This is a genomic window from Pseudosulfitobacter pseudonitzschiae (genome assembly GCF_900129395.1).
Classification (GTDB): domain Bacteria; phylum Pseudomonadota; class Alphaproteobacteria; order Rhodobacterales; family Rhodobacteraceae; genus Pseudosulfitobacter; species Pseudosulfitobacter pseudonitzschiae.
On sequence record NZ_FQVP01000001.1, the window covers coordinates 889,371 to 909,833 of the forward strand.

26 protein-coding genes are annotated in these 20,463 nt (G+C 61.2%); all 26 read right to left on the bottom strand.

The genetic code is table 11. The features are described from left to right. Nucleotides 1-31 precede the first annotated feature (31 nt). Nucleotides 32-232, bottom strand: coding sequence for a hypothetical protein (locus BUC08_RS04310; protein WP_037920251.1), 201 nt, complete (start codon nucleotides 230-232; stop codon nucleotides 32-34). A gap of 123 nt (nucleotides 233-355) precedes the next feature. Next, nucleotides 356-1,231, bottom strand: a complete 876-nt coding sequence (locus BUC08_RS04315) for a lysozyme (protein WP_037920248.1) — start codon at nucleotides 1,229-1,231, stop codon at nucleotides 356-358. A 70-nt stretch (nucleotides 1,232-1,301) separates the two neighbouring features. Beyond that, nucleotides 1,302-1,838, bottom strand: a complete 537-nt coding sequence (locus BUC08_RS04320) for a hypothetical protein (protein WP_037920245.1) — start codon at nucleotides 1,836-1,838, stop codon at nucleotides 1,302-1,304. Continuing rightward, the gene (locus tag BUC08_RS04325) at nucleotides 1,835-2,176 is read right to left on the bottom strand and encodes a hypothetical protein (protein WP_037920242.1); all 342 of its coding nucleotides are present in this window, start codon (nucleotides 2,174-2,176) and stop codon (nucleotides 1,835-1,837) included. Before BUC08_RS04325 ends, BUC08_RS04320 begins: the two co-directional genes overlap by 4 nt. Continuing rightward, on the bottom strand, nucleotides 2,173-2,454 hold the full coding sequence (locus BUC08_RS04330; protein ID WP_037920241.1) for a hypothetical protein: 282 nt from the start codon (nucleotides 2,452-2,454) through the stop codon (nucleotides 2,173-2,175). Before BUC08_RS04330 ends, BUC08_RS04325 begins: the two co-directional genes overlap by 4 nt. After that, nucleotides 2,451-3,437: a pyocin knob domain-containing protein gene (locus tag BUC08_RS04335; RefSeq protein WP_037920239.1), complete on the bottom strand. Its 987-nt coding sequence runs from the start codon at nucleotides 3,435-3,437 to the stop codon at nucleotides 2,451-2,453. The genes BUC08_RS04330 and BUC08_RS04335 overlap by 4 nt, the downstream gene beginning before the upstream one ends. After that, the gene (locus tag BUC08_RS04340) at nucleotides 3,437-4,369 is read right to left on the bottom strand and encodes a hypothetical protein (protein WP_037920237.1); all 933 of its coding nucleotides are present in this window, start codon (nucleotides 4,367-4,369) and stop codon (nucleotides 3,437-3,439) included. Before BUC08_RS04340 ends, BUC08_RS04335 begins: the two co-directional genes overlap by 1 nt. Next, the gene (locus BUC08_RS04345; protein ID WP_051693755.1) at nucleotides 4,366-7,518 is read right to left on the bottom strand and encodes a phage tail tape measure C-terminal domain-containing protein; all 3,153 of its coding nucleotides are present in this window, start codon (nucleotides 7,516-7,518) and stop codon (nucleotides 4,366-4,368) included. Before BUC08_RS04345 ends, BUC08_RS04340 begins: the two co-directional genes overlap by 4 nt. Beyond that, nucleotides 7,518-7,733 carry a hypothetical protein gene (locus BUC08_RS04350; protein WP_037920235.1) on the bottom strand — a complete coding sequence of 72 codons (216 nt, stop codon included), beginning with the start codon at nucleotides 7,731-7,733 and terminating at the stop codon, nucleotides 7,518-7,520. The genes BUC08_RS04345 and BUC08_RS04350 overlap by 1 nt, the downstream gene beginning before the upstream one ends. 80 nt (nucleotides 7,734-7,813) lie before the next feature. Then, a complete protein-coding gene (locus BUC08_RS04355) occupies nucleotides 7,814-8,191 on the bottom strand; it encodes a hypothetical protein (protein ID WP_037920233.1) in 378 nt (125 codons plus the stop codon). After that, nucleotides 8,188-8,625: a phage tail protein gene (locus tag BUC08_RS04360; protein ID WP_037920231.1), complete on the bottom strand. Its 438-nt coding sequence runs from the start codon at nucleotides 8,623-8,625 to the stop codon at nucleotides 8,188-8,190. The genes BUC08_RS04355 and BUC08_RS04360 overlap by 4 nt, the downstream gene beginning before the upstream one ends. A 9-nt stretch (nucleotides 8,626-8,634) precedes the next feature. Next, a complete protein-coding gene (locus tag BUC08_RS04365; protein WP_037920229.1) occupies nucleotides 8,635-9,018 on the bottom strand; it encodes a DUF3168 domain-containing protein in 384 nt (127 codons plus the stop codon). Between the two features lie 3 nt (nucleotides 9,019-9,021). Further along, nucleotides 9,022-9,471, bottom strand: coding sequence for an HK97 gp10 family phage protein (locus BUC08_RS04370; RefSeq protein WP_037920227.1), 450 nt, complete (start codon nucleotides 9,469-9,471; stop codon nucleotides 9,022-9,024). Beyond that, nucleotides 9,468-9,803 (bottom strand): phage head closure protein, encoded by a 336-nt coding sequence (locus BUC08_RS04375; RefSeq protein WP_037915382.1) that lies wholly within the window; start codon nucleotides 9,801-9,803, stop codon nucleotides 9,468-9,470. The genes BUC08_RS04370 and BUC08_RS04375 overlap by 4 nt, the downstream gene beginning before the upstream one ends. After that, nucleotides 9,803-10,366: a hypothetical protein gene (locus BUC08_RS04380; RefSeq protein ID WP_037920224.1), complete on the bottom strand. Its 564-nt coding sequence runs from the start codon at nucleotides 10,364-10,366 to the stop codon at nucleotides 9,803-9,805. The genes BUC08_RS04375 and BUC08_RS04380 overlap by 1 nt, the downstream gene beginning before the upstream one ends. A gap of 11 nt (nucleotides 10,367-10,377) precedes the next feature. Next, nucleotides 10,378-10,782 carry a hypothetical protein gene (locus tag BUC08_RS04385; RefSeq protein WP_037920221.1) on the bottom strand — a complete coding sequence of 135 codons (405 nt, stop codon included), beginning with the start codon at nucleotides 10,780-10,782 and terminating at the stop codon, nucleotides 10,378-10,380. A gap of 88 nt (nucleotides 10,783-10,870) precedes the next feature. Continuing rightward, the gene (locus tag BUC08_RS04390) at nucleotides 10,871-12,184 is read right to left on the bottom strand and encodes a phage major capsid protein (protein WP_037920217.1); all 1,314 of its coding nucleotides are present in this window, start codon (nucleotides 12,182-12,184) and stop codon (nucleotides 10,871-10,873) included. A gap of 89 nt (nucleotides 12,185-12,273) precedes the next feature. Then, nucleotides 12,274-13,182, bottom strand: a complete 909-nt coding sequence (locus tag BUC08_RS04395; protein ID WP_037920214.1) for a S49 family peptidase — start codon at nucleotides 13,180-13,182, stop codon at nucleotides 12,274-12,276. Nucleotides 13,183-13,185: 3 nt separating this feature from the next. Continuing rightward, nucleotides 13,186-14,451, bottom strand: coding sequence for a phage portal protein (locus BUC08_RS04400; protein ID WP_143186665.1), 1,266 nt, complete (start codon nucleotides 14,449-14,451; stop codon nucleotides 13,186-13,188). Further along, the gene (locus BUC08_RS04405) at nucleotides 14,448-16,115 is read right to left on the bottom strand and encodes a terminase large subunit (RefSeq protein ID WP_037920211.1); all 1,668 of its coding nucleotides are present in this window, start codon (nucleotides 16,113-16,115) and stop codon (nucleotides 14,448-14,450) included. Before BUC08_RS04405 ends, BUC08_RS04400 begins: the two co-directional genes overlap by 4 nt. Next, nucleotides 16,102-16,539 (bottom strand): P27 family phage terminase small subunit, encoded by a 438-nt coding sequence (locus tag BUC08_RS04410; RefSeq protein ID WP_028956670.1) that lies wholly within the window; start codon nucleotides 16,537-16,539, stop codon nucleotides 16,102-16,104. The genes BUC08_RS04405 and BUC08_RS04410 overlap by 14 nt, the downstream gene beginning before the upstream one ends. Before the next feature lie 332 nt (nucleotides 16,540-16,871). Beyond that, nucleotides 16,872-17,777: a Hint domain-containing protein gene (locus BUC08_RS04415; protein ID WP_051693753.1), complete on the bottom strand. Its 906-nt coding sequence runs from the start codon at nucleotides 17,775-17,777 to the stop codon at nucleotides 16,872-16,874. Nucleotides 17,778-18,021: 244 nt separating this feature from the next. Next, nucleotides 18,022-18,426 carry an HNH endonuclease signature motif containing protein gene (locus BUC08_RS04420; RefSeq protein WP_037920208.1) on the bottom strand — a complete coding sequence of 135 codons (405 nt, stop codon included), beginning with the start codon at nucleotides 18,424-18,426 and terminating at the stop codon, nucleotides 18,022-18,024. Nucleotides 18,427-18,514: 88 nt separating this feature from the next. Further along, nucleotides 18,515-19,189, bottom strand: a complete 675-nt coding sequence (locus BUC08_RS04425; RefSeq protein ID WP_037920206.1) for a hypothetical protein — start codon at nucleotides 19,187-19,189, stop codon at nucleotides 18,515-18,517. Continuing rightward, entirely contained in the window at nucleotides 19,186-19,788 is a 603-nt protein-coding gene (locus tag BUC08_RS04430) for a hypothetical protein (protein WP_051693751.1), read from the bottom strand. Before BUC08_RS04430 ends, BUC08_RS04425 begins: the two co-directional genes overlap by 4 nt. Continuing rightward, the gene (locus tag BUC08_RS04435; RefSeq protein WP_073194126.1) at nucleotides 19,785-20,462 is read right to left on the bottom strand and encodes a helix-turn-helix domain-containing protein; all 678 of its coding nucleotides are present in this window, start codon (nucleotides 20,460-20,462) and stop codon (nucleotides 19,785-19,787) included. The genes BUC08_RS04430 and BUC08_RS04435 overlap by 4 nt, the downstream gene beginning before the upstream one ends. Nucleotide 20,463: the final 1 nt, after the last annotated feature.

Consider the following 20,463-nt stretch of genomic DNA (forward strand, 5'->3'; position numbering starts at 1 on the left):
AAGTTGATTCTGTCAAGCTACACCGCTTGCCTCACCCACACCCCGCGTCATGCCCCCGCACGACGGCTGTCCCTGCACGCCCCACGGCATCAGGCGTCAACGGATCAGGCAGCGCCTCGGCCAACCGCTCGATGGCGCCGGTGTACTCAGGGCCGCAAAAGGCCGCGTCACTGGTGCCGATCGCGCAGCTGGTCACGCCAATCAGGGGCAGCATCACTATCTTTGACAGCATCTGAGATGTCCTTTGAGCGTTGCAGGGTGTCTTCACGCTGATCGCGCACACGGTCTTCACCGCCCTGCCGGTAGACCAGGAAGACAATGAGCAAGAGAGCGGCGGCGGCCGCGGCGACGCGCATCACGCGACCAGACCCTTCATGCAGTAATCGAAGTCACCACCGCGCCGGATAACCAGCCCGCGAACAACGCGGCCACCAGCCTTTTTGTACCAGGTGATCGCCTCGCAGCTTTCGGCGATCAGTCCCGCATTCAGGCGGCGCACCGCGGTTGATGTGCCAGCCGCCCCGATCCCCACGTTGTACCCGAGATCGGTGTAGGCCGTGTCGCGGTAGACTGGCAGCCGGATGCGCAAGGTCTCGGGCGTAAAGTATCGGTGCATCTGCCTGCGGTAGCTGATCAGCTCGCGCGCCAGCATGGCCTCGCATTCGGCCTGTGTGTACACGTCGCCCGCCTTCACACCCTTGGTTTCACCAAAACAGATCGTCCAGACCCCCACGATGTCGCGGTAGGCGACCAGCCGCAGCCCCTCCCACTTTGCCACAAACGGGATTGCAACCCGCAGGAACTCGGCGTCAGAGGCCAAGCCTGACGCGATGGCACCCTTGGGCACCAAAGGCTTGTCGGCCATTGCCAGCGTAACCCGTGCCGGTTGCCATACGGCTTGTTCTTCAGACACCGGCGCCGCTTCAGGCAGAACGCTGTTTTCATAGACGGCCCCGCCCAGTGACTTGACCAGCATGATCACGCCAAAGCCAAAGGCCACAATGAAGAGCGTGCGGCGCACCGGCGCGCTACCCACATCCTGCTTGATGAACCGGCCCACGAATCCGGCGATGAAGAACACCAAGGCGGCCAGCCCGAGCGGGTAAGGGTCGGCCTCGATGCCCCACACGGCATAGAGCAGTTCCCCACCGATAAAGGCGATGAACCCCAGGATCATGCTCCAGACCGAATAGGTCCGGAACAGTTGCTTCCAGTTGTTGACGATGTGCATGGTCTCTCCAATGCTTGAAACCCCGCAGGCGGGGCATTTTTGTTGAATTTTCGGAGTGGTCAGAGGCGGCCTAGAGCGCGACCTCGAAGGCCTGGGACATCGGCGGCGTGGTTGGGCCGTAGACGCCGCAGGCAGACGGGATGATGACCGGCCAATAGCTGTATGTTCCAGGAGGCAGGTCCGACGGGATACGCACGCGCGCAGCGAACGAGCTGAAGCCGCTCGACACCGGTGCCCGGACGGCCGGCATGTCGTAGGCGTAGACGGTCAGGTTCTTGTCGTGATCGAAGAACTGGACGCGCACCGTGGTTTCGCAATCGATGCTACGGCGCACTACATAGACCACCGTCAAAGTGCCGCCCCGGTGGATCTGCTTTTGCGTGACCAGGCCGATCCCCTTGAAGTCGAGGATGTTGGGCGACAGCTTGTCCGGCAAAGCCGCCAGCCGCGTCTCGACGGCCAGCAGTCGCGACGGCACCTCGCGCCACTCAGACCATTTTAGGAAGGCCCAGGTCATGCCGCCAAACAGCATTGCCACCACAGTACCGATCAACCCCACCAGCTTTAGCAGCTCTTGAACGGAAAAGCCCCTGCGCTCTTCGGTCATGCGCCACCCGCCTCGATCCCGAATGCCGCATCAACCGCGACAGGATCCAGATCGAGCCACCAGATCAACAGATCGATGAAGTCGTTGTTTCGATGGATGTCGGTGGCAGCGGCCCACTCCAGTTTCACGCGCCGCGCGCCCTCGGCCGAGAGGGTTTCGAGAAAGGCGTCCATCGCGACCGGCCATTCTCCCTTTGCCGCGCTCAGAACGTCGTCGCCATCCAGTACGCCCGCCTCGTCCAGCCAAATGCAGAATTCCCGGCGGGTCAACGACGCCGCTGCACGGGCCTGCGCCAGCGCCATCGCGGAGGTGAACTCCGTATTCTTGATAAGGCTCATTCTTGGCTCTCCCCTTCTGGTTCAACCGCAACAGGCTGCGGGACGAAGACAGAGCCGATGGGCGCGCCAATGCCGTCTGTAAGATCGGCCTCGTCCACAGCCCAAAAGTCACGGACGGCGCGATCCGTTGGAACGTCGGTGGCGTCCACAATTTTGAAGGGTTTGCCCTCAGGCACATCTTTTAGAGCAATCTGCTCCAGGGTGAGGCCACATTCCAACGGAGTGATAACCGCCACCCCGCCGGTGTCTGTTTGGTAAATGATGCACTTATCGGTCATAGGTCTGACTCCACTACGATTACGCTGATAATGCCCGAGTCACGGGGATTGTTCGTCCGGTCGGTGATGGCGATGGTAAAATCGTTCACAGTCGGGGGGCGGGATGTGAAGAGAACCCCACCGGCGGTGTGGGGTGTCACAAAGTAACCTGCCGCCTCAGACCGACAGGATGCCAGGACATTGTACCAGATGCTGGACATCGGCGCAGAGAGGTTGATCTGGTAGCTGCCGACGCCAAGGTCCGTGACACTCGATATGCCCTTGCTGTCCTTGATCCAGCTTGGGCTGCTGCCTGCGCCATCAAAATACACATGGGCCTTGATGGGGCTAAGGGCATCAATGGCCTGCTTGGTGCGCTGGGGGGTCATCAAGACTTCGGTGTTTGTCCCGCCAATCGCCTGTCCGAACGTGGCAATATCAGTCGCCAGCATGATCCGCGTCCAGGCTGACCAGGTAACCCCGTTGTCAGTGGAAAAGCGGTAATAAACCAAGTTGGCATTCGGAGCAAAAATGATCTGGGAAATCCAGTTGGTGGCGTAGCGCACAGCAATGAACGACCCACCCGTCGTGATGGTGGCCGGTCGATCAGGATCGGTGGCGCCGTAGTTGTAGAAACCGGTCCTTGTCGTCCCATTCAGCGTGGCGGTCGTGGTCGACCCTTTCTGTCCAAGCCCGAACGCCCCCACCGGCATCAACGCATTGGTGGTGTCGTCATGCACCCCGGTCTGCACGAGCTTGAAGCCCAAGCCTCCGCCTGTGATGTAGAGTACCCGCCCATCCTTTCCGCTGATGTTGGGCAGATCGCCCGCCAGCGCAGCCGCCAGAGCTTCGGCGGCCTTTTCCTCGGTGAAGCCACAGACCTCGGCCATGTATTCGACCAGGGGCTGGAAGAAGACGATATTGTCCTCAGCACGGTCTTTGAAGGTGGCAGGATCACTGCGCAGCGCGGGCAGCGGGACCACAGGGGGCGTTGGTGCAGCCATTATACGATTCCTTGTACTTCGATTGAGATTTCCGCGTGGTCGGCCCCGACGCAGACCGTTCGGTAGCCGCGGTAGAACCCGTAGTTGATTGCCGCAAAGGCGCTGGTTTCGCTTGCGATCCACACAGCCGGTTCGCCGCCGCGCAAACCCCTGAGGATGCGCGTGATCGACGCGAGGCTGCTGCGCGGCACAGTCACCGCAAAATCGGACAACCGCGTGGCCTCGCGCTTTACCGTGTCGAGGTTGCCAAAATCGTCCGTCTGCACATAGCTGAAGTCCAGCCCCGAGAAGCCTACCCCCTCTTGCGGTGTGATCCCCAGCTGGGAGACGTAGCCCATCACGATTTGCCCCACCGAGACCTGCGATCCGGTCAGCGTGGCCACGATGCGCGGCGTGCCCAGGACCGGTAGATCGGTCAGCACAAAGTCCTCGAGCGGACGATAAGGCTCGACAAAATAGGCCAGCCAGTCCGTCACCGCGCTTTCGTCGTTCATCTCGACCGTATTGTCATAGATCATGTCAGGTCCCGCATAGACCTGCACCTGCACCGTGTTGGCCGAGATTCCGAAGCCCGCGATGCCGCCGATAAACACCCCCGGCGTGACCTCGAAGCTGATCGATCCCGCCTGCACCGCAGGCTGCGACGGCTTTCCATCAAATATTCGCCAGAGGTTCGTGGCCCCGATGATCTGCCAGTAAACAGGATCGGGATTATCGACGAGCGGGTCCGCAAGAGCGGCCACCTCAAGATCGGGATCGTGCCCGATGTTGTCACTCAGCAGAGATCTGTAGACGGTGTGCGTGACCAGGCTGATCACATAGTCGCCGCGCGCATAGGTCGTGATGGCTGACCAGACCGCATGATCGTTCTCGGTCACGTTTGCAGCTGTCAGCGTCAGATCGGTGACCGGCACCGGCAGGATGATCTTCATGCGTCTGGCTCCAGTGTGGCACGGCGTTGCAGGTTGAAGAGCTGGTTGGTCAGCCGCGCGCTGTTCACATCACCCTCGCGGATGGCTCTGACCACTTCGCGCAGAAGATCGGTCATCTCGCTGCCCGCCGCCGTCTGGATGTCCTCGATGCTGGCGAGATAACCGCCTGCGGTTCGGGCATAGATTTCATCGGCCTTGGTTTTGAACAGCGCGTTGTTCGCGAGGCTTTCACTCAAGGCATCCGACACTGCCGTGATCTCGGCAAAAGCCGGTGACAGCTTGATGAGCGCGGCCACCAGTTCTGTGTCGCCCAGGCTGTCTGCCTCATCGACCAACGCACGGAAGGCCGCGCGGCTGCCCGGCAAGGTATTGATCCCGAGATCTGACAGTTCCTTGGTCAACCGCTGCGTGGCCTTGGCCGTGCGTTCCTGGGCGGTGTAGAATTCCTGATAATAGGCACCGGTGATGGTGCCAAAATCCTGAAGGCTGCCAAAGAGATCGACAAAGCTACTCGCCGCATCACCCCCCACCAGCGACAGATCATAAAGCTGCAACCCCAGCGCATCCATCATTGGATTGACCGCCTGCAAGCTGGTCACGATGCGCTGCAGCGTGTCAAACGACCCCTCGCCCACCCGCTTCAGCGCCTCGAACTCTTCATTCACATGGCTGATCGTCTCGGTGGTCTCGCGGTTCAGGAACTTGCCGAACAGGCCTGACAGACCATCACCGCCGAGAATGTTGGTCGTGGTGGTGATGATTTCATCAAAGCTGCCGACCATCGCATCTGCAAAGACATCCGACAGCCGTTCCATTTCGTCGGCGATGGCCTTCTGGATCTCTTCCTCGGTCTTGCCCTTGGTCGAAATCTTGAACTGGAAGCTGGCGAGATCGATGTTTTCCGCATCAAAGCCCAGGTATGTGCCCATCTCCATGATGCTTTTGCCGATGTCGCCAATGGCTTTCTGCAGAGGTGCTGCCACGTCGTCAGCCGCCTCACTGTAGGACGTCCCGACCTTCTTGCTTAAACCCCAAAACCGCTTTGTCTCGATCGTCCGGAACGTCTCGACCAGCGCATCCATGCCATCGACCGTGATCCGCAGGCCTGCATCCAGTTCGGTTACCTTCTTTTTGAAGAACGAGAACACCGCTGCCACTGCCAGCAGCGGTGCTGCGATCGCGCCGATGGCGCCCGCGATAGCTGTGCCGGTGCCGGTTGCAAAAGCGGTGCCCAGTTGCGCACCAATGCTGCCAAACATGCCGCCGATGCCACCGCTGAAGAGCGAACCGATCGAGTTCATGAAGCCGCCCGTAAGCGCGCTGCCGATGCCACCCAAGCCCCCCAGCAGTCCGCCACCGCCACCAGCTCCGCCAAAGATGCCTCCGACCTGCCCCAGCCCAGGCACACCCGCCACTGCAGCCCCTGCGCCACCGCCCGTAAGACCCATCGAGAGCATAATCCGGTTGCGGGCCGCCAGACCAATCATCTGCGAAATCATCTGCTGGAACCCGCCGACAATGGATTTGGCAAAGCCCTTGAAGTCCTTGAAGCCGCGCGACACGAAATCACCAAAGGCATCAGCGACACCACCGATCGCGTTCACCAGAGGGCGCTGCATTTCTTCGCGCAGCCGCTTGGCTTCCTTCTCGGCCTCGCTCAGTGCTTTGGAAGCCTTCTTGGCACCCTTGGCCGCCTTGCCACCTGCTGCGCCGGTCTCATCCAGCACTTCGTTCAGGCTATCAGTCGTCTCGCCCGTTTCCTCGACAACCGTAGAAAGTTTGGCGGCCGCCTCACGCGCCCGATCAAATCCTTCGGTTGCTAGCGCGCCCGCTTCGGCTTTAAGCGCAGCCGCGCTGTTCGCCGCCGATTGCGCCATCGCGTTGAATTCCGACATCGCCGCGGACGACGCCCCGGAGGCTTGTAGAACGGCATCAGCCGCCTTACCGAGGCCAGGCACTTCAGCAAGATCCTGCCCCAGGTTTCCGAGAAACCTCGACCAGTTTTCTTGAATATGTGACATCATTTCAAAAAATCCGGACTGGACAAGTTTCCACACCGAATTGAGCGCAGGAGGGATCGCGCCCGCACTGATCGTGATCCCGTCCCAGACGCCCGCCGCAACCTCGCCAAGCAATGTCAGTGCATTGCCAAAGCCCCCTGTCGAGGCGACCAGATCCGCGAATTTTCCGACCAGGACACCCGCCGCAACTACCACGGCACCAATTCCGGTAGAAACTAACGCGCCCCGCAGCGCGATCACTGCACCACTCAGTGAGAATGTTGCAACTTTTGCCAGCACCAATGCTCCGACATAACGGACCCCAAAAGCGGTCGATGCCACCGCGGCCACGCCTGCGAAGGCGCTCAGGTTCTGCGTGAAGCCATCGATCATCGCCCGCAGCAAACCGCCTTCCTTCAGGCTGTCGGTCATCGTCTGGGCCAGCGCGCCAAGTGTTGGCACAAGCGCAATCGCCAGTTGCTGACCCGCATACTGCCCGATAAGCCCAAGCCGCCCGATCTGATCGTTCGCCGTCTCGATTGCGCTGGCGTCAAACTTGCTGACCTCAAGCCCGTAAGCCTTGATATCGGCGCGCGCGTTCCGGATCGCATCACCACCCTGCAGGACCAACAGAGCCATTTCCCGGTTGCGCACACCGAGATCGCGCAGGATCGCCGTGGTCTTGCCAGAGGACAGGCCCAGAGCCTTTACCCGGTCAGCAATCACGGCCAGCTTTTCGTCGGCATCGATGCCTTGCAGATCCGACAGCTCCAGCCCCAATGCTTCCAGTGCACGCTTGCCGTTGCCGGACACGCCGACACTGGCCAGCTCGCGGTTCATGGTCTGGATGTCGTTTGTCAGCCCCGAAAGGCTCACACCCGCCTCGCCCGCAGACAGTTCCAACGCCCGAAAGCCCCCGATCGAGCTGTCGAGACGCCGCGCGGCCTTAGCGGCTTCATCGATCTGCTTTGCCCCGGCCAGTGCAGCCGTCGACAAGGCTGCTCCGAACGCCGCAGCCGCACCGGCCACAGCCGCAAACTGCAGCTTCATTTTCTGAAGCGACCTGTCCGCCGCACCGGCACCTTTTTCGAACTTTGCACTATCCAGCCCGAGGTTGACGCGCAGCGCGCCGATCACCGATTGCCCCATTATGCTGTCCTTCCTGCCATCGCGATGAAGAACGCACGCACTTGCGCCTGCGCCACTTCATCGGGAACCGCTGATTTGCTGTTAGTTTTGGAATATTTCGGGAGCTTTTTCGGCTCGTGAAAGGCGAAGGCGACAAGGCCTGCCAACTCGAAATTCCGCACCCGTGCCAGTTCGTGCTCGTTTTCAATTCTGGCGACCGTTGCGCGCAAGATCATGACAATCTCACGCGGGGTCAGCCGCCAGAACCGATCGTAATCCTGATCCGCTTCAAGCCAACTGGCCTGAAGCGCGTCAATCAGGTCGAGGCTTTTGCCTTTTCGCGGGGCTTGCCCCCCGCCGCCGCGTTTCCCTGGTCGTCTGCCTTGTCCGCCACGGCTTCGGGAAAGGCAGCTTGAGCGGCCTGGGTGATCAAGGCAACTGCGCCCGAAAACCCCACATCCGAAATCAGCTCGCCCGCCTCTTCGACGGAGATTTGATCAGGACCAACACCGGCCCAGAACAGACCGCGCAGCCGCTTGAAGTCCGGCACGTCCTTGTCTTCCATCTCGCGCAATGCGCCGACAAAGTTCTCGCCGAACTTGTCTTCATAGGCGAGCATCGCATTGACAGAGAACCGCATTTGGAAGGTCGTGCCATCGACCTCGAAAGGGATCGCCCCGCGACGCGCGCTCATGCTGCTGCGCCTTTCGCCCATGTGACATCGCCGGTGGTGCGGATGTCGACGGTCATGTTGATCTCGCCTTCCACATCGCCGGGTTCAACCTTTGGCGTTGGAAAACCCCTGAAAGTGAACACATCGCCTGTGGACTGGTTCGGTGCAGCCTTCAGCGTTGTGCGGTAATAGATCGGTTGCGGTGCTTCCTGATCCGCGATCTGCTGCTCGTACCCGTCAGCGGTATAACCACAGGGCAGCGAGATCACACCGGCGTCCTTCAGCCCCTTGATGTACTCGCGAAAACCGTTCGGGCTATCCAGGCTGGTCACATCGCGGTAATCCGTTTCCACCACGGGGATCGCCACGCCTTTGCATTCAGGAATGTTCTGCCACGTCGTGCCATTGGTCGACCGTTCGACAGTCGCCCCGTAGGCGATGATTTGATTGCTCATATGAGCCTCCTAGTTGTTGTAAGTGACGATAAAATCCAGCGACACCAGATGGGGCCTTGTGGCCTCATTGGTGCCACCCTCGCGGCCATCACGCGTGCCCACGTGAAAGACACCTTGCAGCCCGGCGGATGCATGACCGCTCAGGGCGTCACGCACGGCACGGGAAAGCTGTTTTGCGGCGGAATAGCTCGGTGCAATGCAGTTGGCCTGCACGCGAGCTTTCGAGAGACCGCTGGATCCCTGCAGTGTGTAGCTCCCGGCATCCCCCACAGTGTAAAGCACCACCCCCGGCCACGGCGTTCCCTGCGGGTGTGATCCGAAGTTTACGTTGCCGTTCGCACGCGCCATCACGGTCACGTCTGCCTTCAGCAGGGCGCGGATCAGTTCTTCCATGACCTATCCTCTCGCGGCCTTGCGCGCTGCACGCTGAAGGCTCTTGTCCAGTTCTGCCCAAAGGTCGCGGCTCAACCGTTCCAGCATCGCGGTGCGATCCTGGTCCCACGCGGGGCGCAACGCAGGCTGCGGCCCATGCCGGTCGTTGCCAAATTCCTGCTGAACGCCAGCTGGATCCGCAGTGCCGACAAAGCCCTCGACCGCCGCGCGGTCGCTCTGGAACATCTTGCGATGCTGCCCCGCCTGCCGTTTTGTCAGCTTGGTCGAGTAGACAAAGGAATTGGCATAATCGCCGGTCTCACCTCGCGGCGCATTGGCGTTCGCCAGGGCAGCCATAGGCATGGCGGCTGATTTCAGCGACCGGCGCAACACACCCTTGCCCGCCGACCTGCTCAGTTGGTCGAGCGCTTTTTCCAGATCCTTGAGCCCGCTCACCTTGAACGACGCGCTCATGGATCAACCCTCTCCGCACCGGCGGTAATTTCCAACCGCCAGCGGATGCCGATTTCCTTGATGCTGTATATCTCGTAATCGACGCCATCATAGACCAGCCGGTCCTTGGGCGTGACAGCGCGCGTCAGTGCCATCGAGGCCACCACAAAGCGTCGGGTCAGCGTCGAGGACACCTGCCCCGCGCGCAGGCGCTCGGCGTCGCTCACATCGACCTTGCCCGCCCAGACCTCAGGACCAGGTTCGCCGAACCCATCCACCTCAGTCAGGCCGTCATCAGTCTTTTCCGATGTGCGAAAGCTTATGCGGCTGTCCAGCTTCAATGCCTGCGCCATCAGCAGACCACCTCAGGACGACGATACCGCACCTGCTTGATCAGCGCGCGAATGGGAAACGAAAGCTCGGCAGGCACAACACCGTCCAAGGCAATGCCAGCGTCCCGCCATTCCTTGACCATCATGATCACCGCCTGCCGGTGTTGCTGGGTGGGTGCGCCGCCCGCATTGGCGGTCACACGCACGGCCTGTGCCGTCCGCAGAGAGGCCGCGAGATCCGCAGGCACCACCAATTGCGGCTCATCATGCGGGCGGAGCAGTTGCGCCGCGCCCGGGCCCGCGCCCTGCCAGACACCATCCGCATCCTGCCATTCGACTTTGGACACGGAGTTGACCGGCCGCACCGGAAACCACCAGCGCCGCCAACATCCGACCGGCACATCAAATTCAAAATCAGCCGCCACCATCGGATGCGCGGTTGCAGTATCGACCACGGCGGTCGCCGACGCGATCAGACCGTCGATCAGATCATCATCATCCGTTTCGATCTCAAGCATGTGGATCGCACGCTTGAACTCGGCCTTGGTGACCGGCCCCAGGGCCGCCGTGGTCAGGTTTTTCATGCGCGTGAGCCTTACTTATTGGCCGCAGCGTCAGCGCCACCCTGGACGGGAGGCTCACCCTTGCCCGCCTTTTTGGCCTTGGCATCGTCCGGCGCGGGCGTGGGCGCTGGGGTCGTCGTGTCCGTGGTGTCCTCGGGCTTGCTTTCAAGCGCAGCCTCACGGGCTGCCAGCGCGGCCTCACGCGCCTCAAGGTCCGCCGCCTTACTGGCAAACTCAGCTTCGGCATCGGCGATCATCGCCTGCACTTCTGTGGTGTCCATATTCAAGGTCACCGTTGCCAGGTTCTTTTCGGCTTCGGCGTCATAGGGCCGCGCCACGGATTTCAGCTTCGCGGCCTTCACGGGATCAAAGCCCGCGATATCGCCTTTCACGTAAGGGCCATGCGCCTTGAAGAACTTCAGGATTGTTTTGGTCATCGGATCGTCCTTTTCAGATCGGATTGCGTAAAGGGCGGACGGGGCACACCCCGTCCGCTCATGTCAGTCACAGGTCAGGTGGTGCGGCCTAGAGAGACCAGGCCACGCCGGTCAGCTTGGAGATCGCCACGTCATGGCGCGGTGCGAAGTCGTGCTCCTCGATCGCGCGCATCAAGGTCAGATCGTTCTGGTAGGCCGAGACCGTGTCGCCGCTGGTGTCGACGTAGGCCGCCTCGGTGGACGAGGAGATCACCAGTTTCATGCTGTCGCCGACCATGCAGTCGTTGAAGTCCGCAAAGAACACTTCGGTCTCGTCGCCGCCGACACCGAGGTTGTCCGGCAGCTGCGATGTGGTCTTGATCGGATAGCCCAGCAGAGTGTTGCTCTGGTCGATAGACGGAAACAGATAGGAGCCGTGGTTCGGTTCGCGCAGGCTGGCCAGAAAGTTACGTGTGGAAGCACGCATGATCCAACCGCAGGAGATCATCGCAACATTTGCATCCTGCACCGTGGACACCATCTTGCGCAGTGCCGCCTCGACCGCAGCCGCTGTCTTGGCAACAGCCGATTGCGTTTGCCCGGCCAGCACCCAGCCGCCCAGACCTTTGGGCGTGTCGCCAGTGCCGTCGCCACGCAGGAATGCCAGGTCCTTACGAAGGCCCATCACGTCCAACATGTCGTCCCGCACCAGCTGCATCACGTTGGTGCCGCTGTGGCGCAGCAGCGCATTGCCAACCGGCACCAATGTACGCAGGGTTTTGAAGTTCTGGTCCACCTTGTCGAAGGACAGCTCGCTTTCTTGGGTGACGTGGTTCTCGGCCCCGTAGTTGGCCGTCGCACTGGTGGCCTGACGCGCATTGCGCACTTCACCTGCGGGCATGTCGATGATCCGCGCACCCGAGTTGATGACCGTCACACGCGGACGCAGCAGCTCGATGACCTCAGCGGCCTGCGCCTGCGGAATGGTCACACCGCCCGCACTGTCGCTGGCGCCAGACAAGGCAGCCGACATGCCGCTGTGTCCGTCCTTGTCAAGACGAGCGACAGCGCGGTCCTTGTCGCCTTTGCTGTTGGCCAGAGCGTGCACCATGAAGGCAAAGCCGAGGCCTTTGTCTTCGGGGTTCTTGGCCACAGCAGGTGTGGTGGACGGAGCCGGTGGTGTGTCCAGATCGGACTGCACCGTTGCCGCATTCGCAGCCTCGACTGCCTCGGCGCGATCAAGTGCTTTGGAAGCGGTCTCAAACGCCAATTGCGCCGCATCAAAGGCCGCGACGGCTTCAATCATCTCTGGCGCGTCAGCGGCAATCTTGCCCTCTTCCAGCTTGGACAGGGCGGATGCACAGTCCTGCATTTTTGCGGCCGCAGCCTTCCGGTCGCGGCGGTGGTCGTTCACGTCTTTCATGTTCCAATTCTCCATGGAAAAAATGCCGCTCGCGCAGCACAAGGATCCCGCCGCGATGGACAGGTCGATTACACCGATGTGATGTGGTGTCAGGTTGCGGCGCGCGCCTGGGCGGCCGCCGCCAGGGCCGCAAAGGCCCGGGCTTGTGGACGCGGAGCCGGGGCATAGGCCGCCATCACCCGCGCATAGAAGGCATCACGGTTCTCGAGCTGGTCCACCAGCCCGCGCGCGATGCCCTGTTCCGGGCCAAAGACGGCACCGCCGTCTTGCGGGTCATCCGTGACGGAAAGCTGGGCAGTGAGCTGGGCCGGATCGATGCCGCGCCCTGCCGCCACAGCCGCGTGGAACAGCGCTTCGGTCTCATCCAGCGACCGGCGCAGTTCGGCCATGCCAGCTTCCGTTGCCGGATCCGGCGCTTTGGCCCGCGCGTGGCTCGAAGAGATCTCGAACCATTGATCGCCCCAATTGTCGGTGTCTTGTGGCGAGGTCGCGGTCAGCCGCACCCCGATCGACCCGACCAGCGCGCCCGGAGTGATGGTGATTTCGGTGGCTTGGGACGCCAGCCAGTAGGCCGCCGACGCCGCCAGAGGATTGACCAGCACATGCACCGGCTTGATCGCAGCTGCTGCGGCAATCGCCTGGGCCGCGCCCTCGATGCCCAAGACCATCCCGCCGGGGCAATCCATATCCAGCACGATGCCGCTGCAGTCGTCGTTGGCAGCCAGCTCGGCCAGCGACTGCTCCAGCCCCTGATAGGTGGTCCAGCCCATGTATTTTTCGAAGAGGAAAAAGTTCGGCGTCAGAAGCCCACGCACCGGCACCACACCGACGCCCCGTGCCACCGCATAGCGTTCGCCAGGCTCGACGGTGACTGCGGCTGCTGCGTTGGTGGTCTGGCAATCCGCCGGCACATCCATCGCCAGCAGCGCGTCACCACCGTGATGCGACAGCGCCAGCGCGCTTGATTGCAGATAGCTTCCAATGGTCCGACGCGTCATGGCTTAGTCCTCTTTCTCGGTTTCGGGATCGCGGGTCATGTTGGCCGCCGGGTTCAGACGATCATCATCTGGCCCTTCGGTGACCGGCAGGTTCGCAATGCGCTGCGCGGTGTTGGCCGTCATGATCGGACCGCCCACGGCTTTGGTCAGCGCGTCGTATTTTTCCTTGGTGGTCGGCTGCAGCAGCGCGCCGAAGTCGTGGCGGAAGAACAAACCGCTGCGCCGTTCGGCTTCTGTCAGCAGCCCCATCGCATATTCCGCTTCGATCAAAGCCGACCAGTGCATCAGGCAGTCCGTCAGATAGTCAATCGCCTGCTGTTCGCCGTTGGCCTTCACGCCGTATTCCAGCATCTGCAGCTTGCTCGGCGGCATCCGGTACACGGCGGCGATCTGTTCGCGGTCGAACTTGCGGCTGGCCAGCAGTTCCTGGTCCGCCGCTGTCAGATCGAGGCTTTCGATCTTGTCGTTCGCACCGATGATCGGAAAGCCTTCATGCTCCGGATCGGTCAGGGCATTGCGGATCCGCCGACCGTTGCGGCGATAAGCCTCCTCATCCTCGTAGACATCTTCCATCGTGATCACCGCGCGCATGGTTGCACCCGACGCCGTGCGTGCCGCCGCCTCTTGCCCCGCCAGCGCCAGGCCAAAGCTCTCGCCCGCAACCTCGATCGGGCTGCGTCCCGTCCAGCCGTCCTCGGGCATGTAGCGCAAGTTGACCATCGACCGCGATGGAACCCGCCGCCGCACCCCTGCCCCGTCCTCGAAGTCGAACACGCGGGTCCGCCCCGCCTTGAACATCGACACATGGTCCGGGTTGATTGCCTCGATCAACTCCAGCTCACCGCCACCATCGCGGGGCGCATAGCCATGGCCACGCCCGCGAATGCAATAGGAATAGACCATGGCGTACCGCAACACCTGCGCGGACACACCGGGCGAGGCCTCGACGTTCATCAGATAGGCCGCCGGATGCTCTCGCACGCGGTTCTCGCCCCCCATGCCATCGCGCTGCCACAGTTTCAGCGGCACCTTGCAGTGATCGCCCGCGATGTTGTTGGCACAGGCAAACACCGTCGCGTGGCGCTGTGCGATCAGACCGGTCGCGCGGGGAAGTGTCCGCACGCGTGACTGCCCGCCATAGCCGATGCTGAACACCGCAGGATTTGGGGTGCGTGTGCCGGACGTTTCCGCCGACGCTGCAATGACAGGCTCGACCCGCGCCACCCGCTCGGGTTTGCGCCGCGACATCAGTCCGGAAAACATGCTCATACAACCTCAACCTCTCGCGCTTTGCGCTTGCCTTCCTGTGCTTCGGCCCGACCCACCGCCATGATCATGGCGACACCAGCATCGATCCGACCGCTCGATTTCTTCTTGTTCGGCTTCACGTTCTCCGCCGCATCCTCGTCGCGGTGGACGTTCCCGACCTGCCAAGCCAGCACGGGATTGCCACCGTGGCGGATTGTGCCCTGCACGACCCGTTCCTCGACCCGCTTCATCGGCTCGGACATCGAGGCATACCCCTGCCGATGCTCGACCATCGGGAACCGCCGCTGGTCCAACCGCTTGGCAAGGTTCTTCATGCCCCACGGGTCATAGGCGACCTCGCGCAGATCGAACTTCGCGCGGATCCATTCCAGCCGCTCGGCGATCTGGTCCTCATCAATCACGCCGCCCGCGTGCACTTCCAGCCAGCCCTGATCGCGCCAGGCGACAAACTCGCGCTTCTCTGACTGCGCCCGCTTGATGAACCCCTTCGGCCCCTCGGGCAGGAACGTGTAGGCGATGAGATAGATCACCCCGTCGACCGGCACCGCCACCACGATGGCCGTGGTGTCGATCTTGTTCGACAGATCCAGCCCCACCCACGCAGGCCGCCCGAAGAGTTTGCGGATGTCGATCGGTGCCGCTGCCAAGCCTGCGTCCCAGCTGTCGCGGTCGATCCATGTCTCGGCCCCTTCGGTCCACAGGTTCAGGTGGAACCGTTTGAAGTTCGGCATCCGCCCCGCGATCATTTGCGCTTTGGTTGCCTTCTCCTGGACAAAGGCCAGAGGCTTGGACACACCCAGATTGGGGTTGCCCATCGCCCAAGCGGTCGGATCCAGCGGATCACAATCAGGATGCGGCTCGGCGACGTACCCAAAGAACGCATCATCCTGCACTGCGCCGCGCAGAACACTTTCGGCATAGCCGCGTATTTCGCCACAAAGGCTTGCCCGATCATGGCCCGCCGTCGTGATGATCCAGTCAATCGGCTGCGCACGCGCGGCCATACTTTCAACAATCGTCTCCTCCAGTTCGCGATCGGTCCAGCGGTGCATCTCGTCGCGTGCAATGAAGCTCGGGTTGATGCCGTCGCTGCTGTCACCGTCACGGCTCAGGCAGGATATGCTGCCATCGAACCGCGGGGTTTCGATCGAGGTTCGCCAGACGTTCATCATCTGACTGAGAAACGCCGACCGCTTGATCATGCGCTTCACTTCCTTGAAGAGCAGCCCCGCCTGGTCTCGTGTTGTGGCCGCGCAATAGCCCTGTGGCGCGGCCTCGCCGTCGAACAGCTGCGTGTAGATCATCGGCAGCGCCGTCTCGGTGGTCTTGCCGTTCTTCTTTCCGATCTGGTTGTAGCAGGTGGTGAACCGGCGCAGCCCGGTGTCTTCGCGCTTCCAGCCAAAGATCGAACCCATGCGAAACTGCTGCCACGGCTCGAGTGTCAGTGGTTTGCCCGCCATCGGCCCGACCGAGTGCTGCAGCAGACCACCGAAACGGATCGGGCGCAGCGCCGCTTCCTCATCGAAGAACAGCCCCCGGTCCTTGCCTGTTTCCAGATCCATCAGGTGCCGCTCGCAGGCCATCCGCACAAGCGTGCCTGCAACGATCTTGCCGCTCAGGACGTCGTCAGCATAGGCCGTGACCGGGTGCTCATCCCTTGCCATTCAAAATGCTCACAACGTCATCGAAGAGATCGCCCTGGCCTCCGGCTCCCAGCCGCTTTTCGTCGACGGGTGACATACCGAACAGCGCGCCGATCCGCTGCATCTGACCCAGCGCTTCCTGCTGAAGCCCCCACGGAGCAGTCTTTTTTTGCTGCTTCCCGTTGCGGGTCATCGTCTCGTAGTACAGCCCCTCCATCACCAGGCAGTGCGTGGCATGGATGAAGTTCGACACACTCTCGCAGTAGCCTGCGAACATATGCACATGGTGCGGCTCCAGCCGGTCCTTTGCCACCAGTTGGCCGGCCAATTCATCCCAGACCTTGCGGGCGTCTTCACTCATGAAGTCCGGTGCGTCCGGCACATGCTTTTTGGCATCGCCCTTGAAGGGCACAACCGTGCCAGTGTTCGGCTTGCGTCCCTTCATTCAACCATCCTTCATTGGCCCAAAAGGCTTTTACCCCTGGGCTTTTTTCTCCAATTTCGCGTGCACGAAAAGGAATGTTCCCCCGCCGGTCCTATGTCGGACAGCTGAGTTTTTAAGATACCCCCCCACCACCGTGGAAAACCTCACGGGCTGTCTTGCGGCTGTGGCGGGACCTGCACAGCGCCTGCCAGTTTGACCGATCAAAGAGTAGCCGCCGGTCGCCCTTGCGCCGCGTGATGTGGCCGACATACGTTGCTGGCGCGACCGCCCTTCCCCAAAGAAAAACGGCGCTCCCGGTGGGAACGCCGTTTTGTCATCGTCGGGTCGATAGATCAGGCCGCGTTCTGCGCCAGAGCCGCACCCAACCGCTGTGCAAGCTGCGGCGGCAGCAGGCGTTTGGCCGAGACGCGCAGGCGGTTCATCTCGGGGATGATCCGGTCCGCGCCATAGAGGTCGAGGTATTCGAGATAGTTGTCGAACCCCTTGCGGCCGACGTAGTCGATGAACGTCTCGGACGCCGCACCATTCGCCAGGATCTCGTCGTGATGCTCGGTCTCGACGTGGTAATAGGTGAACTCGGCAGGCATGTCCGACAGCGGCACAAAGCGGATCGTATCACCGTTGACCATGGCACCGGCGTTGACCACCATGTCGTCCAGGATCATGCCGTGATCCGCCGTCAGATACAGATCGGTGTGCGGCAGGCCGTGGCCCAAGGCACCGGCGGAAATGCAAACCGGCGCGTGTTTTTCCGGCAGCGCCATGTTGCGGAACTGGCGATAGGTCTGGCGGGCCATCCACTTCACTTCTACGGCACGCCCGTCGGCGGTGGTGACCACATCCCCGATCCGCAAATCCTCGACCGCCGTTTCGCCCGATGGCGTGGTGATGCGCGTACCGGTCAGGAAACAGTTCGCGACATCGGCGTTTTCGGGGACCGAATTGAACGTCCAGGTCGACGAGTCGGTAAAGGACCCTAAGTCGTCGTAGGCGATGTCATAGGGGATAATGTTAAAGGAACCGTCAACAAAAACAGCGTAATCTGATCCGTTTATGGTGACAGTCGTGCCAGTGTAAGGAATAGTGGGGCCCAAAAAGTAATCCGTACCATCAATATCGCCATCACTGTTGGCATCATAAACTGTGTCGGTAAAGTTATAAACTATCACCCCATTAGAGGTGTCTGTCGGACTTGCGGAATCATACAGAAGAAAATGCGTTGTGCTGAAATTTGCCATGGATGCCTGCTTTCTGTTGCCTGGTACGTCCGTTCGGAATGACGGAGTCGTAAACTAACCTTTTTCAGCTTAGGGCTTGGTCAGGCTGAGATGCAAGAAAGGTCGTGTGAATTTCAGACCGGTTTTCCTTTGTCAAAGCCCCTGTTGTTCTAACAGCACGTTGTGACGGGGCATTCGAGTGACGCAGACCCGCAAGGACTAACCTTTGAGAAAACCGCCTCGTTCAAACCGAAGAGAAAAGCACTCAGTTCGTCAGCATCCCATCACCCCTGCGATGGAACACCTCGCGCGCCGTCTTGCGGCTGTGGCAGGACTTGCAAAGCGCCTGCCAGTTGGACCGATCAAAGAACAACCGCCGGTCGCCCTTGTGCGGAATGATGTGGTCGACATCGGTCGCAGGCTCGACGGCGCCTAGTTCCGCACAGTCCACGCACAGCGGGTTGCGGCGCAGGAACTGCAACCTTCCAACAATCCAAGCTTTCAACTTGTAGAGCTGCCGGTGCGCTTGTGCATGATCCGACAGCTGCGCCGTTGACCTGCGATATGCCAGCTTGGTTGCACGCCGCGCCTCGTGATCCTCGCAATGTGCCAAGTCTTCGACAGCCAGATCATCGCAGCCGGGCGCAGCACAGACCTTTCGCAGTGCCATACAGTCCAACTCCAGAACCAAACCACCAAACGCAAAGCGCCCGGAGCGGGGTTACCGTCCGGGCGCGATTGGGGTGCTGGCACTTTGTCTAGGGGGGGCAGCTCTGAGACGCAATACTCTTTTTCCAAGGCGTCATCGGCGGCATCGTCTGACCCACAACCCAGCGAGACAGATTTTTGTGGATTTCAAAGGTCATACGCAGCTCAGCTAAAGCAGACCACCACAGCAAATAATTTCGTCGTGCTGCTGCAACCTGACTGCCATCGGGCCTGTAGACGACCGGACAGACCCTGACATCATGTCGACGCGGGCGCAAGCCAGACGTGTCAATCTCTACGCCCAAGCTCTCCGTTTCCGCCCTTCGTCCGAACTGATTCACCTTCCAACCCTTCGGCTCGCAACGCGGCTCAACACCGACAAACGCATCTGGCACCATCCGCTTTCTGGACAACTCAGCGATCCAGACAGCCATGCGTCGCCCACCACATCCGACGGGCAACGTCGCCACCGCCGAGGCCACCAGGTCAGCGTCAGGATCGGGATAGGACATGCCGCCGCCATCGATCCGACAACCCAATGCGCCGCGCTGCACCATCCGGTAAGCGTTGCCCGCATGACCATAGCCCTGTACCAACGTGCCCGCGTCCTCGAAATCCACCTGGGCGCACTCATCGGCGAAAGCCCACTCTAGCAGCCGTTGGATCGAGATCTCGCGTCGGACACGGCCCATGGCGTCCGCCGTGACAGCCCCCTGCACACTCATGCTGCGTCACCTGCAGCACGTCCCGCCTCACCCTTGGCAACCAGCGCCTCGGCGCGCGCCTTGTCGCGGTCATAGCGCCCCAACAACGCTTCATCGTACATCCGCCCGCAGTCGCGCAGCTCACGCGCCCGCAGTACGTCCGAATGCAGTTCGGCGGCACGACGCGCTACCATCGCGGCCTCGCCAACCATCACAGGTGGGCGGCGTTTCCTTTCGATGAACCGAAGTTCCTCCACCAGCCGACCAGGAACGCCCGCGGCCTCGGGACCGGCGCGGCTGCCAAACCAACTGGACAGCTCGGGCAATTCTTCGATCGGACGCGGACACAGTCCTTGGGCAACACCGGCAATCGAGACGAAGGCGGGCCAGAAGCACTTCGCCGATCCCTCGCCGTTCGCCTCCATCCAGCCACGCATCATCACCAACTGACGATCCGATAACCGTGCCAGCTCATCGCAAACGCGATCGAGAAACGCGCGCTGTGTGTCCGGCGAAGTGCCATGTTTTCCCCGCATCCCGCCCGCTGCCAATGGGTCGATCACCAGACGCCGCACACGCGCCCGCTTACTCTCGGTTTTCGTGCAATCCTGCTCAGTCATGCCTTGCCCCCTTCATTGGAAAATCCGGCCTTGGCCAGTTCGTCATCGGACAGAAGTCCGGATGCGATGATGTGATCGCGCTCCCACGGCTGCAGATCATCGAACGCGGTGGGGCGGCCTTCCCGCCACCGCTGCACAGCCCGCTCTGCCGACTTTTGAACCAACGGGTTCTGCGATCTACGACCAGCACTGCCCTGACGCTGCGACGCGCACGCGCGCTGGTTAATTACAGGTTCCTTTACAGGTTTATCTCCACCACGGTGGAGATGGGATTGGCCAGAAAGTGGAGATGGATTGGCCCGAAAAGTGGAGATGGTTCCGTCTCCACTTTCTGGAGTTGGCTTTGGCTTCTTTCCATCTCCACTTTCTGGAGTTGGGTTCTGGGCTTTGAACCCATCCTCAAACGGAAAAAGATATCGTGTCGGGCGCTTCTTCCTGGTCTTTGCATCGACACGCTGATGGCGCGAGATCAGACCATCATTCTCAAGCCGTTTAAGGATCAAATTCAGCCCGCTGTTGGACAGGTTGCACTTCTCCATCAGGTAAGCCTGCGCAGGAAAACACCCGTTCGAGGGGTTGTGGCAATCGCACAGGTGAAACATCACCCGGAACGCACCCGCCGTCATCGTCTCCGGTGCGAGATTTGCTAACCAATTTGTAGCCTTATGGCTCATT

Excerpts from the sequence above, each read along its gene's own strand:
- BUC08_RS04355 (WP_037920233.1), bottom strand. The coding sequence starts at position 8,191 with ATGAGCGCGCGTCGCGGGGCGATCCCTTTCGAGGTCGATGGCACGACC.
- BUC08_RS04390 (WP_037920217.1), bottom strand. The coding sequence starts at position 12,184 with ATGAAAGACGTGAACGACCACCGCCGCGACCGGAAGGCTGCGGCCGCA.
- BUC08_RS04405 (WP_037920211.1), bottom strand. The coding sequence starts at position 16,115 with ATGGCAAGGGATGAGCACCCGGTCACGGCCTATGCTGACGACGTCCTG.
- BUC08_RS04415 (WP_051693753.1), bottom strand. The coding sequence starts at position 17,777 with ATGGCAAATTTCAGCACAACGCATTTTCTTCTGTATGATTCCGCAAGT.
- BUC08_RS04320 (WP_037920245.1), bottom strand. The coding sequence starts at position 1,838 with ATGACCGAAGAGCGCAGGGGCTTTTCCGTTCAAGAGCTGCTAAAGCTG.
- BUC08_RS04345 (WP_051693755.1), bottom strand. The coding sequence starts at position 7,518 with ATGGGGCAATCGGTGATCGGCGCGCTGCGCGTCAACCTCGGGCTGGAT.
- BUC08_RS04420 (WP_037920208.1), bottom strand. The coding sequence starts at position 18,426 with ATGGCACTGCGAAAGGTCTGTGCTGCGCCCGGCTGCGATGATCTGGCT.
- BUC08_RS04385 (WP_037920221.1), bottom strand. The coding sequence starts at position 10,782 with ATGACCAAAACAATCCTGAAGTTCTTCAAGGCGCATGGCCCTTACGTG.
- BUC08_RS04350 (WP_037920235.1), bottom strand. The coding sequence starts at position 7,733 with ATGATCTTGCGCGCAACGGTCGCCAGAATTGAAAACGAGCACGAACTG.
- BUC08_RS04325 (WP_037920242.1), bottom strand. The coding sequence starts at position 2,176 with ATGAGCCTTATCAAGAATACGGAGTTCACCTCCGCGATGGCGCTGGCG.
- BUC08_RS04375 (WP_037915382.1), bottom strand. The coding sequence starts at position 9,803 with ATGGCGCAGGCATTGAAGCTGGACAGCCGCATAAGCTTTCGCACATCG.
- BUC08_RS04330 (WP_037920241.1), bottom strand. The coding sequence starts at position 2,454 with ATGACCGATAAGTGCATCATTTACCAAACAGACACCGGCGGGGTGGCG.
- BUC08_RS04360 (WP_037920231.1), bottom strand. The coding sequence starts at position 8,625 with ATGAGCAATCAAATCATCGCCTACGGGGCGACTGTCGAACGGTCGACC.
- BUC08_RS04340 (WP_037920237.1), bottom strand. The coding sequence starts at position 4,369 with ATGAAGATCATCCTGCCGGTGCCGGTCACCGATCTGACGCTGACAGCT.
- BUC08_RS04315 (WP_037920248.1), bottom strand. The coding sequence starts at position 1,231 with ATGCACATCGTCAACAACTGGAAGCAACTGTTCCGGACCTATTCGGTC.
- BUC08_RS04365 (WP_037920229.1), bottom strand. The coding sequence starts at position 9,018 with ATGGAAGAACTGATCCGCGCCCTGCTGAAGGCAGACGTGACCGTGATG.
- BUC08_RS04335 (WP_037920239.1), bottom strand. The coding sequence starts at position 3,437 with ATGGCTGCACCAACGCCCCCTGTGGTCCCGCTGCCCGCGCTGCGCAGT.
- BUC08_RS04425 (WP_037920206.1), bottom strand. The coding sequence starts at position 19,189 with ATGAGTGTGCAGGGGGCTGTCACGGCGGACGCCATGGGCCGTGTCCGA.
- BUC08_RS04430 (WP_051693751.1), bottom strand. The coding sequence starts at position 19,788 with ATGACTGAGCAGGATTGCACGAAAACCGAGAGTAAGCGGGCGCGTGTG.
- BUC08_RS04435 (WP_073194126.1), bottom strand. The coding sequence starts at position 20,462 with ATGAGCCATAAGGCTACAAATTGGTTAGCAAATCTCGCACCGGAGACG.
- BUC08_RS04400 (WP_143186665.1), bottom strand. The coding sequence starts at position 14,451 with ATGAGCATGTTTTCCGGACTGATGTCGCGGCGCAAACCCGAGCGGGTG.
- BUC08_RS04395 (WP_037920214.1), bottom strand. The coding sequence starts at position 13,182 with ATGACGCGTCGGACCATTGGAAGCTATCTGCAATCAAGCGCGCTGGCG.
- BUC08_RS04370 (WP_037920227.1), bottom strand. The coding sequence starts at position 9,471 with ATGAGCGCGTCGTTCAAGGTGAGCGGGCTCAAGGATCTGGAAAAAGCG.
- BUC08_RS04410 (WP_028956670.1), bottom strand. The coding sequence starts at position 16,539 with ATGAAGGGACGCAAGCCGAACACTGGCACGGTTGTGCCCTTCAAGGGC.
- BUC08_RS04310 (WP_037920251.1), bottom strand. The coding sequence starts at position 232 with ATGCTGTCAAAGATAGTGATGCTGCCCCTGATTGGCGTGACCAGCTGC.
- BUC08_RS04380 (WP_037920224.1), bottom strand. The coding sequence starts at position 10,366 with ATGAAAAACCTGACCACGGCGGCCCTGGGGCCGGTCACCAAGGCCGAG.